Source organism: Altererythrobacter sp. H2 (assembly GCF_035319885.1).
In the GTDB taxonomy this organism is placed as follows: Bacteria; Pseudomonadota; Alphaproteobacteria; order Sphingomonadales; family Sphingomonadaceae; genus 34-65-8.
On the sequence record NZ_CP141285.1, the window covers coordinates 931,711 to 943,742 of the forward strand.

12 protein-coding genes are annotated in these 12,032 nt (G+C 65.2%); 9 read left to right on the forward strand and 3 right to left on the reverse strand.

Going from position 1 to position 12,032, the window contains the following annotated elements:
- Position 1: 1 nt before the first annotated feature.
- From U4960_RS04635 to arsB, 6 genes are all read left to right on the forward strand, one after another.
- A complete protein-coding gene (locus U4960_RS04635) occupies positions 2 to 1,141 on the forward strand; it encodes an acyl-CoA dehydrogenase family protein (protein ID WP_324262410.1) in 1,140 nt (379 codons plus the stop codon).
- Between the two features lie 2 nt (positions 1,142 to 1,143).
- Positions 1,144 to 1,953: an SDR family oxidoreductase gene (locus U4960_RS04640; protein ID WP_324262411.1), complete on the forward strand. Its 810-nt coding sequence runs from the start codon at positions 1,144 to 1,146 to the stop codon at positions 1,951 to 1,953.
- Positions 1,954 to 2,106: 153 nt separating this feature from the next.
- Positions 2,107 to 2,445, forward strand: a complete 339-nt coding sequence (locus U4960_RS04645) for an ArsR/SmtB family transcription factor (RefSeq protein ID WP_324262412.1) — start codon at positions 2,107 to 2,109, stop codon at positions 2,443 to 2,445.
- Complete coding sequence (locus U4960_RS04650; RefSeq protein ID WP_324262413.1) at positions 2,445 to 2,915, forward strand: ArsI/CadI family heavy metal resistance metalloenzyme; 471 nt, start codon at positions 2,445 to 2,447, stop codon at positions 2,913 to 2,915. Before U4960_RS04645 ends, U4960_RS04650 begins: the two co-directional genes overlap by 1 nt.
- A gap of 8 nt (positions 2,916 to 2,923) precedes the next feature.
- Positions 2,924 to 3,424: an arsenate reductase ArsC gene (locus U4960_RS04655; protein WP_324262414.1), complete on the forward strand. Its 501-nt coding sequence runs from the start codon at positions 2,924 to 2,926 to the stop codon at positions 3,422 to 3,424.
- A complete protein-coding gene (arsB, locus tag U4960_RS04660) occupies positions 3,421 to 4,491 on the forward strand; it encodes an ACR3 family arsenite efflux transporter (RefSeq protein WP_324262415.1) in 1,071 nt (356 codons plus the stop codon). The genes U4960_RS04655 and arsB overlap by 4 nt, the downstream gene beginning before the upstream one ends.
- Before the next feature lie 5 nt (positions 4,492 to 4,496).
- Here arsB and gmk read toward each other — a convergent pair whose 3' ends face one another.
- The 3 genes from gmk to U4960_RS04675 form a co-directional block, all read right to left on the reverse strand.
- Positions 4,497 to 5,135 carry a guanylate kinase gene (gene gmk / locus U4960_RS04665; protein WP_324262416.1) on the reverse strand — a complete coding sequence of 213 codons (639 nt, stop codon included), beginning with the start codon at positions 5,133 to 5,135 and terminating at the stop codon, positions 4,497 to 4,499.
- A gap of 78 nt (positions 5,136 to 5,213) precedes the next feature.
- A complete protein-coding gene (locus tag U4960_RS04670; RefSeq protein ID WP_416379099.1) occupies positions 5,214 to 6,635 on the reverse strand; it encodes an aldehyde dehydrogenase family protein in 1,422 nt (473 codons plus the stop codon).
- A 97-nt stretch (positions 6,636 to 6,732) separates the two neighbouring features.
- Positions 6,733 to 8,256: an acetyl-CoA acetyltransferase gene (locus U4960_RS04675; RefSeq protein WP_324262417.1), complete on the reverse strand. Its 1,524-nt coding sequence runs from the start codon at positions 8,254 to 8,256 to the stop codon at positions 6,733 to 6,735.
- Between the two features lie 190 nt (positions 8,257 to 8,446).
- Here U4960_RS04675 and cysD point away from each other — a divergent pair, with 190 nt between their 5' ends.
- The 3 genes from cysD to U4960_RS04690 are packed head-to-tail and all read left to right on the forward strand — an operon-like array spanning position 8,447 to position 12,023.
- Positions 8,447 to 9,355 carry a sulfate adenylyltransferase subunit CysD gene (cysD, locus tag U4960_RS04680; protein ID WP_324262418.1) on the forward strand — a complete coding sequence of 303 codons (909 nt, stop codon included), beginning with the start codon at positions 8,447 to 8,449 and terminating at the stop codon, positions 9,353 to 9,355.
- Positions 9,355 to 11,280 (forward strand): sulfate adenylyltransferase subunit CysN, encoded by a 1,926-nt coding sequence (gene cysN, locus U4960_RS04685; RefSeq protein WP_324262419.1) that lies wholly within the window; start codon positions 9,355 to 9,357, stop codon positions 11,278 to 11,280. The genes cysD and cysN overlap by 1 nt, the downstream gene beginning before the upstream one ends.
- 2 nt (positions 11,281 to 11,282) lie before the next feature.
- Positions 11,283 to 12,023 (forward strand): 3'(2'),5'-bisphosphate nucleotidase CysQ, encoded by a 741-nt coding sequence (locus U4960_RS04690; RefSeq protein WP_324263058.1) that lies wholly within the window; start codon positions 11,283 to 11,285, stop codon positions 12,021 to 12,023.
- Positions 12,024 to 12,032: the final 9 nt, after the last annotated feature.

Here is a 12,032-nt window from a genome sequence, read left to right on the forward strand (position 1 = left end):
CATGGCACTGTATCACAATGACGACCAGGCGATGCTGGCCGAAACCGCCAGCCAGTTCATGGCCGAGGAAGGCAGCATCGGGAAACAGCTGCGCCACTGGCGCGACCGTGAATGCAAGGACGGGTTCGGCCATGCGCTGTGGAAGCAGATGGCGGAAATGGGCTTCACCGGCATCCTCGTCGGCGAGGAAGACGGCGGCATGGGCATGGGCCATGTCGAGGCCGGAATCGTGCTCGAGGAAATCGGCCGCAACCTCACCCCCTCGCCCTTCCTGACCAGCGCTGTGCTGGCGGCGACCGCGCTCAAGCACGGCTCTGCCGACCTCAAGGGTCGTTATCTCCCCGGCCTGCTGTCGGGCGACAGCGTGTTCGCCGTGGCGATTGACGAAGGTGCGAAGCATCGGCCCGAACGGATCAGGACCCGCGCCGAGAAATCGGGCAACGGTTTCCGTCTTTCCGGGCAGAAGGACTTCGTGATCCACGGGGCCAGTGCCGATATGCTGGTGGTTGCGGCGCGCACTTCGGGCAGCGATGACGATGCAGATGGCATTACCCTGTTCGCCGTACCCAGGGACGCGGCGGGCATGAGCCACGACGCCGTGCGGCTGGTCGACAGTTCGATGGCGACCCACACCAGGTTCGACAGCGTCGAGCTGGATGGTGATGCCGTGATCGGCGAAGTCGATGGCGGGCGTGAAGTGCTGGGTGCCGTGCTGATGGCCGGGCGCATCGGCGCGGCGGCCGAGGGCGTGGGCGTGGCCAGCGGGGCGATGGACATGACGGTCGATTACCTCAAGCAGCGCAAGCAGTTCGGCAAGCTGATCGGCGAGTTCCAGGCGCTGCAGCACCGCGCCGCGCACCTTTATTCCGAAGTCGAGATCGCCCGCGCGATCACCATCAAGGCGGCCCAGCTGCTGGATGGTGGCAGTGAGCGGGCTGACCTGATGACTTCGGTCGCCAAGGCCAAGGTCTCCAAGGCTGCCAGCCTCGCGGTCAAGGAAGGGGTGCAGATGCACGGCGGTATCGGCATGACCGACGAATACGACGTGGGCCTCTACATGAAGCGCGATCGTGCGCTGCAGGAGTTCCTCGGTGACCTCTATTACCACGCCGATCGCGTGGCCAAGCTGAGCGGATATTGATTATGGACCTGCATTCCCTGTTCAACCTCGACGGGCGCGTTGCGCTGGTGACCGGCGGCAGCCGGGGTATTGGCCGGATGTTCGTCGAAGGTCTGCTCGCCGCCGGATGCGCCCGGGTCTATATCTCCGCCCGCAAGGTGGAGCAGATGGAAGAGACCATCGCGCATTTTGGTGCCGATAGGGTCATCGGTATCCCCGCCGATCTCAGCCAGATGGACGGGATGCAGCATCTGGCGGACGAGATCGCCAGGCGCGAAAGCAAGCTCGACATCCTGATCAACAACGCGGGTGCCGCCTGGGGCCAGCCGTTCCTCGAGTTCAGCGAGGCAGGCTGGCACCGGACAATGGACCTCAACGTCAAGACGCCGTTCTTCCTGACCCAGAAGCTCCATCCGCTCTTGGTTGCGGCGGCCAGCCCCGGGCGGCCTGCCAAGGTGATCCACGTCTCCTCGATTGACGGACAGCGGATCAACCCGTGGGAAACCTACGCTTATCAGGCGAGCAAGGCGGGCCTGATCCAGCTGACCCGGCGGATGGCGGCACGGCTGATTGAAGACAACATCGTTGTCACCTCGATCGCCCCGGGGGCATTCCCCAGCGAGATGAACAAGGCGGCCAAGAACGCCCCCGATGCCAGTGCGGCAGGCATTCCCGCCAAGCGGATCGGGGTGGCGGAAGACATGGCCGCGGCTGCAATCTACCTTGCCAGCCGCGCCGGTGACTACGTCGTCGGTGATACGCTGACGGTCGACGGCGGCGTGGTCAACGCCTACCTGCCGAGCCACTTCGCCGATCCCGGCGGCAAGGGCTGACGCGCAGCTGCGCAGCCGACTGACTATCCGGACTACGAAAAGCCCCGCGATGCGGGGCTTTTCTATGGGGCGCGGCTGAAGCCGCCAAAGCCTACTTGACGGCACGCGGGCATTCCCATAATTCGACAATTATCGAATCATGGGAATGCACGAATGGAACCAGCCATTGTCATCAAAGCACTCGGTGCGCTGGCGCAGGAGCACCGGCTGGCGGTGTTCCGCCTGCTGGTCCAGGCGGGCGACAGTGGGCTGGCGGCCGGGGTCCTGGCCGAAAAGCTTGACGTGCCCGCTTCTTCGATGAGCTTCCACCTCGCCCAGCTCGCCAACGCCGGCTTGGTCACTCAGCGGCGCGAAAGCCGCTCGATCATCTACTCGGCGGACTACGCCGCCATGAACCGCCTGATGGGTTACCTCATGGAAAACTGCTGCGGCGGGGTGGCCTGCGATGGCGAACTGGAACTGCAAGACCATCCGAAACGGGAGACTGCCTGATGAAACGCTTCCATGTCCATGTCGGCGTGACCGACCTTGATCGTTCAATCGCCTTCTATGCGAATCTGTTCGGCGCCGAACCCGCCGTGGTGAAGTCCGATTATGCCAAGTGGATGCTGGAGGACCCGCGCATCAACTTTGCAATCTCCATGCACGAAGATGCGGCCAAGGGCATCGAGCATGTCGGCCTGCAGGTCGAAGATCAGGCCGAACTGGCCGAAGTCTACGCCCGCCTCAAGGCCGCCGACGGCCCGGTGCTGGAGGAAGGCGCGACCACCTGCTGCTATGCGAAATCGGAAAAGAGCTGGATCGCCGATCCTGACGGCGTGGTCTGGGAAGCCTTCCTGACCGAAGGCGGCAGCACGACCTACGGCGGCAGCCCGGATCTGGCCCAGCTGGCTTCGGCCAATGCTGCCAACGGTGCGTGCTGCGTGCCGCAAGCGGCCTCCGCACCTGCTACCTGCTGCTGAGATTTGCCATGACCGAAAGACCGCTCAATGCGCTGTTCCTGTGCACCGGCAACTCTGCCCGCTCGATTCTGGGTGAAGCAATCCTGAACCATGATGGCGCAGGCCGCTTCCGGGCTTTCAGCGCCGGCAGCAATCCCACCGGCGCGGTCAATCCCTGGGCAATCCACACCCTGAAGACCCTCGGCTATCCGGTCGACGGGTATCGTTCGAAGAACTGGCACGAATTCGCTGACGGCCCGGAATTCGACCTGATCTTCACCGTCTGTGACAGCGCGGCGGCGGAAACCTGTCCGGTCTGGCCGGGGCGGCCAACCTCGGCGCACTGGGGCATTCCCGACCCCGCGGCGGTGGAAGGGAGCGACGCGGAAAAAGCAGCCGCCTTCCTCGATGCCTTCCGCATGATGAAGCGGCGGATCGACCTGCTCCTTGCGCTTCCGCTTGCCAGCCTCGAAGAACTCGCATTACGCGACAGGCTGCAAGCGATCGGGCGGGAGGCAGACGCACAATGACCAGTTCCACGGCTGCCGCCGAGGCCCGCGCTGCCGGGCTTGGCCTGTTCGAGAAATGGCTGTCCGTCTGGGTCGGGGCGGCGATCCTCGCGGGTCTGGCGCTGGGCAATCTGGTGCCCGGCCTGTTTGGCGCGCTGGCCGCGCTCGAATATGCCTCGGTCAACCTGGTGGTTGCGGTGCTGATCTGGGCAATGATCTTCCCGATGATGGTCGCGGTCGATTTCGGCGCGGTCCGGCGGGTGGGTGATAAGCCGAGGGGGCTGGTCATTACGTTGGTGGTCAACTGGCTGATCAAGCCGTTCACCATGGCGGCGCTGGGCGTGCTGTTTTTCGAAGTGGTGTTCGCCGACCTGATCGAGCCGGCCGATGCCCAGCAGTACATCGCCGGGCTGATCCTGCTCGGCGCGGCACCCTGCACTGCGATGGTGTTCGTCTGGTCGCAGATGACCAAGGGCGACCCGGCCTATACCCTGGTGCAGGTGGCGGCGAACGACCTGATCATGATCGTCGCCTTCGCGCCGATTGTTGCGCTGCTGCTCGGGGTGACGGACATTGCGGTGCCGTGGGAAACGCTGCTGCTGTCGGTCGCGCTCTATGTGGTCGTGCCGCTGCTCGTCGGAGCCCTTGTGCGCAGCCGCCTGCTCGCCGGTCATGGCGGCAATGTCGAGGCAGTGACTGCCTTCACCGCGCGCATGAAGCCGCTCTCGGTCATCGGCCTGCTGCTGACGGTGCTGCTGCTGTTCGGGTTCCAGGCGGAAACCATTGTCGAACGCCCGCTGCTGATTGCGCTGATCGCGGTGCCGATCATCGTCCAGAGCTATGGCATCTTCTTCATCGCCTATGGCTGGGCCAAGGTGTGGCAGGTGCCGCACGCGGTTGCCGCGCCATGTGCGCTGATTGGCACGTCCAACTTCTTTGAACTGGCAGTAGCGGTTGCCATCAGCCTGTTCGGACTGGGCAGCGGCGCGGCACTGGCGACGGTGGTGGGCGTGCTGGTGGAGGTGCCGGTGATGCTGACGCTGGTGGCCATCGCCAACCGGACCCGGGGCAGCTTCGCGAGCGACTGACCCGTCTAACCCATCAGTTCGCGCACGAACGGGATGAGGCCGGTCTGGCGCTGGCGCTTCATCCGCTCGGCGGCGAGGATCTGCTGCACCTTGCCGAAGCAGGCCTGCACATTGTCGTTGATCACCACGTAGTCATAGGCGTCCCAGTGGCTGATCTCGGCGCGGGCGCGCTCCATCCGGGCGTTGATCACGTCCTGGCTGTCCTGCGCGCGGCCTTCGAGGCGGCGGCGCAGTTCGTCGATGCTGGGGGGGAGGAGAAACACCCGGACCACGTCCTGCTGGTCCTTCTGGTAGAGCTGCTGGGTGCCCTGCCAGTCAATGTCGAACAGGAAGTCCTGCCCTTCCTTCAGCGCGGCACGGACGCGGGCCTTGGGGGTGCCGTAGCGGTGACCGAACACGTGCGCCCACTCGTAGAAGTCGTCTTCCTCGACCATCCGGTCGAAGTCGGCATCGCTGACGAAGTGGTAGTGGACCCCGTTTTCCTCGCCGGGGCGCATCGGGCGGGTGGTGCAGGATACGGAGAGTTTGATCTCGCTGTCCGCCTCCAGCAGCATCCGGCTGATTGTGGTCTTGCCTGCGCCCGAGGGCGAGGAGAGGATGAACATCAGGCCCCTGCGGGCAAGCGTGGTGTGCAGGCCGGTCATGCCCGCTCATGCGCCGGGACGAGTGCGGAAATCAAGGGGGCGCTGCCTGTTTCTGATCAGGCAGCCCCCTTGGCATTATCAGACCGCGGCGTTCTTCTTCACCGTGATGACCTGCGGGTAGGTGAATTCCTTCAGCCCCTCGATCCCGTATTCGGCGCCGAAGCCGGACTGCTTGTGCCCGCCGAACGGTGCAAAGGGCGAGAGGTGGAGGAATTCGTTGATCCACACCGTGCCGGTTTCGAGCTGCTCGGCGATCTTCACGCCGCGCTCGACATCCTTGGTCCAGACCGCACCGGCCAGACCGTATTCGGAGTTGTTGGCGCGTGCGATCACTTCCTCGTCGGTGCTGAACTTCATCAGCGGCATGACCGGGCCGAACTGCTCCTCGGCCACGATCCGGGCATCTTCCGGCGGGTTGTCGAGAATGGTGATCGGCACGTAGTAGCCCGAGCCCGAGGGATCGACCTCGCCGCCGACCAGGAAGTTGTAGCCGTTGTCCTTGGCGTCCTGGATCAGCTCGCACACGCGGTCGAACTGCTTCTTGTTCTGGATCGGGCCCACGGCCGTACCCTGCTGCGCGCCGTCGCCGACTTTCACGCCCTTGGCATATTCGGCAATCGCCTTGCTCAGGTCGTCATAGATGTCCTCGTGGATGTAGATCCGCTTGGCGGCGACGCAGATCTGCCCGGCATTGGTGAAGCTGGACCAGAACAGCTGCTCTGCCACCTTCTCCACGTCGGCATCGGGCAGCACGATCGAGGCGTCGTTACCGCCCAGTTCGAGCGTGATCCGCTTCAGGTCCTTGCTCGCGCCTTCCATGATCTTCTTCCCCGTCGCAGTGGAGCCGGTGAAGGTGATCTTGTCGATATCCGGGTGGCTGGTGATCAGCGGGCCGAGGCTGTCTTCGCCGGTGATCACGTTGACGACGCCGGCGGGTGCGGCGTCCTTGATCAGCTCGGCCAGGCGCAGGGTGGTCAGCGGGGTGAAGGGCGAGGGCTTGAGCACGATGGTGCAGCCGCTCAGCATGGCAGGCGCAATCTTCTGCATCGCCATCATCACCGGGAAGTTCCACGGCACGATGCCGCCAACCACGCCCACCGGCACGCGGCGGGTGCGGCTGAGGCGCTGGTCGCTGTCTTCGTTCACCACTTCGTCAAGGTTCAGGGTCGACTGGGCCCCGGCCATCATCGAGGCGCCGATGATTTCGCCCATGGCTTGGCTGTGCGGCTTGCCCTGTTCGGCGGTGAGCAGGCGGTGCAGCTCGTCAGCGTTTTCCTTGATGATCGCGGAGATCTTCTGGATCGCGGCGCGGCGTTCCTCGACCGGGGTCTTCGACCAGGTCTTGAAGGCGCGGCGGGCTGCGGCGACGGCGCGGTCCAGCTCGTCCTTGCCGCAGGCGGGCACGCGGCCGATTACTTCCTCGTTGGCAGGATTGACGACATCGAGCCACTGGCCGTTGTCGACCATCTCACCGTCGATCAGGGTGCGGTAGTCAGTCATCAGGTTCTCTCCCGGGAATAGTGCGCGATTCTCGCGCTGGTTTGTGGGGCAATCGATAGCACGATGAAACTGGTTATTATAGAGGATGGTTGCGGGGTCATGACCGGCGCCATTCGCGCAAGTCTCCTGCGCCTGCGACGATCTCGCCCGCGCTGCCGACCGGCTCCGCCTGGCCATCGGTGAGGAAGGCGATCATGGCCTCGTCCGCTGGCAGGACGGCTGCGAGCGTGCGCCTGCCCGCCGGGGTGCGTGCGACCACCGTGCCCAGCTTCGGCTCGCCCTGGCGGCCATAGTGGACGGTGTAGGTCTCGATCGTGGCGGGGCCGAGGTAGGCCTTGTCCAGCTCCGGCACGGCCCCGCGCGCAGCGTCGGCTTCGGCCTGATAGTCGAAGGCTTGCGGGAAGCTGATGCCGGGATTGGGCTGGCTGGTCAGCACGATGGTGTGGTTGTGGGTGGCATAGCCGCCATTGGCGAACAGCAGGCCGGTGCGCTGTCTGTTTCGGGGCTCGGCACGCAGCTTGTCGACCATGCAGGCGACCGCGTGGCTCATGTAGTTGCCGATCGGCCCGCCGCCGAAGGTCAAGCCGCCGAACACCGTGGCCGGGCGGTCAAGCGGCCAGCCGATCACCCGCCGCGCCATCTTGGGCACGCAGGGAAAGCAGCTGTAGAGCTCCGCGTGGTCGATTTGCTCCACGCCAATGCCGTTCAGTTCCAGCGCGCGGGTGAGCGACACCGCCATGCTGGGCGAGGCATCGAACCGGTCCCGCTCAAGGAAGTCGTCGCTCTCGTGCGCCGCTGCGCCCGCGCCGACATAGACCAGCTGGCTATCCGGCACGCCCCGGCGGCGCGCCTCGGCCAGGCTGGTGACCAGGAACGCCGCGCCCTGGTTGACGCTGGAATTGGCGACCTGCAGCTTGGTGTAGGGGAAGGCGATCGGGCGGTTGTCGGCGCTGGGGGTGACCACGTCTTCGGCGCTCGTTTCGCTGCGGATCCAGGCCGAGGGATTGGCGGCAGCAACCTGCGAGAAGCGTGACCAGATCGCCCCGCTTTCGGCCTGTCCCTCGCTCAATGACTGGCCATATGCGGCGCGCCCGGCGTTCTCGTAGAGCGGATAGACATCGACCGGCACGGTCAGGCCATAGGACTGGCGATAGCCGACCGTGCGCCGGTGGGCTGCATCGCGCAGGGCATTGGGCTTGTGGTCCGATCCGGCGGCGGCGGCTTTCGCGCGGGCCAGGTGGGCGGCGGTGCGCAGCGCCTCGCCCCCCGATATGGCGCAAATCTTTGCCTTGCCCGCGCCGATGCGGTTGGCCGCTTCGTTGAGCAGCAGGATCGGGCTGTCGCCATTGGGCATGGCGGTCTGGAACAGGTGGTCAGGCGCCGCCCCGATGCCCTTGGCCACAGCTTCCGTCAGCGGGTTGAGGTGCGGCCACGACAGCTGGCTGACCAGCGCCAATGAATCGACCTGCTCCAGCCAGCCGCCGCCCGCATCCGCATCGGCGGCGTTGAGCGCGGCGATCATCAGCCCGCCTGAATCGAGCCCCTGCTCCGGGCTGTCGGGCCGGTCGTTGACCTGGCCCACACCAATGATCACGGGCACATGTTCGGGATTGGCTGTCATGGTGTTCTCCGGTTGCGGAAGAGCCCATAAAGCCCCGGCCGCTGAGCGCAAACCAGCGAAGATGGTAGCGGCAGAGGCAGCCCCGGTTCAAGTTCCCGCACCCGGCGGGAAAGGAATTCTGCGCCGGGCAGCAATTGCCGCCAGCGGGCCGCCCGCCTATTCCCCCAGCGGACAGGAAAGCGAGCCAGCGATGAAACTGACCCACCTCGACCGCCTTGAGGCCGAGAGCATCCATATCATGCGCGAAGTCGTGGCCGAGGCGCACAGCCCGGTCATGCTCTATTCGATCGGCAAGGACAGCGCGGTGATGCTGCACCTGGCGAAGAAGGCATTCTATCCCTCGCCGCCGCCGTTCCCGCTGCTCCATGTCGATACGACCTGGAAGTTCCGCGAGATGTACGCCCTGCGCCAGAAGTCGGCCGACGATGCCGGCATGGACCTGCTGGTGTGGCAGAACGAAGAAGCGAAGGAGCGGGGCATCAACCCGTTCGACCACGGCCCACTCCACACCGATATGTGGAAGACGCAAGGGCTCAAGCAGGCGCTCGACCATTATGGGTTCGATGCGGCCTTCGGCGGGGCTCGCCGCGACGAGGAAAAGAGCCGCGCGAAGGAGCGGATTTTCTCGTTCCGCACCGCCAGCCACGGGTGGGACCCGAAGAACCAGCGGCCCGAATTGTGGAATGTCTACAACGCGAAGAAGGCCAAAGGTGAAAGCATCCGCGTGTTCCCGCTGTCAAACTGGACCGAGCTCGACATCTGGCAATACATCATGGCCGAAAACATCGAGATCGTACCGCTCTATTTCTCCGCCCCGCGCCCGACATTCGAACACGAAGGCGGCCTGTTCATGGTCGACGATGCCGAGCGGCTGGAGCAGGTCATGGGCACGCTGCCCCCGATCGTCGAGCGGTCCGTCCGCTTTCGCACGCTGGGCTGCTGGCCACTGACCGGCGCGGTCGTGAGCGAGGCGACCACGCTGGCGGAAGTGGTCCAGGAAATGCTGCTCACCACCACCAGCGAGCGGCAGGGCCGGGTGATCGACAAGGACGAAGGCGGTGCCGGGATGGAGAAAAAGAAGCAGGAGGGGTATTTCTGATGACCGAGCGCCCCGCCTACGAAACCGATGCTCTGATCGCCGAGGACATCGAGGCATATCTCGATCAGCACCAGAACAAGGACCTGCTGCGCTTCATCACCTGCGGCAGCGTGGATGACGGCAAGAGCACGCTGATCGGGCGGTTGCTTTACGATTCGAAGATGATCTTCGAGGACCAGCTCGCCGCGCTGGAAAGCGACAGCAAGCGCGTTGGTACGCAAGGGCAGGAGATCGACTTTGCGCTGCTGGTCGACGGTCTGGCGGCCGAGCGGGAGCAGGGCATCACGATCGATGTCGCCTACCGCTTCTTCGCGACCGGGAAACGCAAGTTCATCGTTGCCGATTGCCCGGGGCACGAGCAATACACCCGCAACATGGTCACCGGCGCCTCTACCGCCGACGTGGCGGTGATCCTGGTCGATGCGCGCAAGGGCGTGCTGGTGCAGACGCGGCGGCACAGCTTCCTGTGTCACCAGCTCGGCATCCGCAACCTGGTGCTGGCGGTCAACAAGATGGACCTGGTCGATTACGATCAGGCGGTGTTTGACGCGATCTGCGCGGACTACGCCGCCTTCGCCCACAGCATCGGGATCGAAAGCTTCACCGCGCTGCCGATCTCCGGCTTCAAGGGCGACAACATTACCCCCAAGGCCGATGGTGCACCCTCCGCCAATACGCCGTGGTATTCCGGCCCCAGCCTGATCGAGCATCTCGAAAAGGTGCCGCTGGTCAACGAAGCGGCGCAGGAGCGCAGCTTCCGGATGCCGGTGCAGTGGGTCAACCGGCCCAACCTCGATTTCCGCGGCTTTTCCGGCCTGATTGCCAGCGGCACGGTGAAGCCGGGCGATGCCGTGCGGATCGTGCCCTCCGGCAAGACCAGCACGGTCAAGTCGGTGGTGACGTTCGGCGGCGATCTGGCGCAGGGCGTGGCCGGCCAGTCGGTCACCGTGACCCTGGCCGACGAAGTCGATTGCTCGCGCGGCGACGTGATCGCAGCGGCCGAGGATCCGCCGCAGGCCTCCGACCAGTTCGAGGCGACGCTGGTCTGGCTCAGTGACGAGGCGATGAAGCCGGGTCGGGGCTACTGGCTCAAGCTGGCCACCCAGACGGTGACCGCCACGGTGCAGGAGCCGAAGTACGAGATCAACGTCAATACGCTTGAGCATCTGGCCGCCAGGACACTTGAACTCAACGCCATCGGGGTGGCCGAGCTGCGCACCGAGAAACCGATCGTGTTCGAGCCTTACGACAAGAGCCGGACGCTGGGCGGGTTCATCCTGATCGACAAGCTGACCAATGCCACGGTCGCAGCCGGGATGCTCCATTTCAGCCTGCGCCGGGCGGACAATGTCCACTGGCAGGCCGTCAGCACCACGCGCGAGCAGCACGCCGCGCTCAAGAACCAGAAGCCGCTCGTGCTGTGGTTCACCGGCCTTTCGGGTTCGGGCAAATCGACCATCGCCAACGCGGTCGAGCAGCGGCTGGTGCACATGAACCGCCACACCTTCCTGCTGGACGGGGACAATGTGCGGCACGGGCTGAACAAGGATTTGGGCTTTACCGAAGCTGACCGGATCGAGAATATCCGCCGGGTCGGCGAAGTGGCGCGGCTGATGACCGACGCCGGTCTGATCGTGCTGACCGCCTTCATCAGCCCGTTCCGCGCCGAGCGCGAACTGGTGCGGGGGATGATGGCCGAGGGCGAGTTTGTCGAGATTTTCGTCGATACCCCGCTGGAAGTGGCCGAAGCGCGCGACGTGAAGGGCCTCTACAAGAAGGCAAGGGCCGGGCAGCTCAAGAATTTCACCGGGATCGACAGCCCCTACGAAGCGCCTGATAACCCGGAAATCCGCGTCAACACCGTGGACATGACGGTGGACGAGGCTGCCGATTACATCGTTTCGCGGATAGTACCGCTGCGATGAACATGACCGATGCCGAACTTGCCGCGCATCTGGCCGAAGTGGCCGGGCGCCTGCTGCTGGAAGTGCGCGCCAGCGGTGTGTTCCAGGGCAAGGCGCTGGGCAAGGCGGGGGATGAAACCGCCAACCAGTTCCTGTGCCACGCCTTGCGGGCGCAGCGGCCGGACGACGGCCTGCTGAGCGAGGAAGAGAAGGACAACCCCGACCGGCTGGCCAAGAGCCGCGTCTGGATCGTCGATCCGGTGGACGGCACCCGCGAGTATGGCGACGAACGCAGCGACTGGGCGGTCCATGTCGGGCTGGCGGTGGACGGGGCGGCGACCATTGGTGCCGTAGCCCTGCCGGGGTTCGAAGGCGGGGTCGTGCTGCGCAGTGACCAACCGCAGGCCCTGCCGCCTGCCCCCTCGCGCCCGCGCATGGTGGTCAGCCGCACGCGCCCTGCGGCAGAGGCGGTGGCAGTGGCCGAAACGCTCGGGGCTGAACTGGTGCCGATGGGCAGTGCCGGGGCCAAGGCCATGGCGGTGGTCCTGGGGCAGGCGGAGATATATCTCCATTCCGGCGGCCAGTACGAATGGGACAGCTGCGCCCCGGTCGCGGTGGCACAGGCGCATGGCCTTCACGCCAGCCGGATGGACGGCACCCCGCTCGTCTACAACCAGGGCGACACCTACATGCCGGACCTGCTGATCTGCCGCGCGGAGTGGGTGGGGCCCGTCCGCAACGCGCTGGCATCGCGGACCGGCTGACCTTTTTCC

Coding starts and splice junctions, on each gene's coding strand:
- arsB (WP_324262415.1), top strand. CDS start 3,421: ATGACCAGTTCCACGGCTGCCGCCGAGGCCCGCGCTGCCGGGCTTGGC.
- gmk (WP_324262416.1), bottom strand. CDS start 5,135: ATGACCGGCCTGCACACCACGCTTGCCCGCAGGGGCCTGATGTTCATC.
- U4960_RS04670 (WP_416379099.1), bottom strand. CDS start 6,635: ATGACTGACTACCGCACCCTGATCGACGGTGAGATGGTCGACAACGGC.
- U4960_RS04675 (WP_324262417.1), bottom strand. CDS start 8,256: ATGACAGCCAATCCCGAACATGTGCCCGTGATCATTGGTGTGGGCCAG.
- U4960_RS04645 (WP_324262412.1), top strand. CDS start 2,107: ATGGAACCAGCCATTGTCATCAAAGCACTCGGTGCGCTGGCGCAGGAG.
- U4960_RS04690 (WP_324263058.1), top strand. CDS start 11,283: ATGACCGATGCCGAACTTGCCGCGCATCTGGCCGAAGTGGCCGGGCGC.
- U4960_RS04640 (WP_324262411.1), top strand. CDS start 1,144: ATGGACCTGCATTCCCTGTTCAACCTCGACGGGCGCGTTGCGCTGGTG.
- U4960_RS04655 (WP_324262414.1), top strand. CDS start 2,924: ATGACCGAAAGACCGCTCAATGCGCTGTTCCTGTGCACCGGCAACTCT.
- cysD (WP_324262418.1), top strand. CDS start 8,447: ATGAAACTGACCCACCTCGACCGCCTTGAGGCCGAGAGCATCCATATC.
- cysN (WP_324262419.1), top strand. CDS start 9,355: ATGACCGAGCGCCCCGCCTACGAAACCGATGCTCTGATCGCCGAGGAC.
- U4960_RS04650 (WP_324262413.1), top strand. CDS start 2,445: ATGAAACGCTTCCATGTCCATGTCGGCGTGACCGACCTTGATCGTTCA.
- U4960_RS04635 (WP_324262410.1), top strand. CDS start 2: ATGGCACTGTATCACAATGACGACCAGGCGATGCTGGCCGAAACCGCC.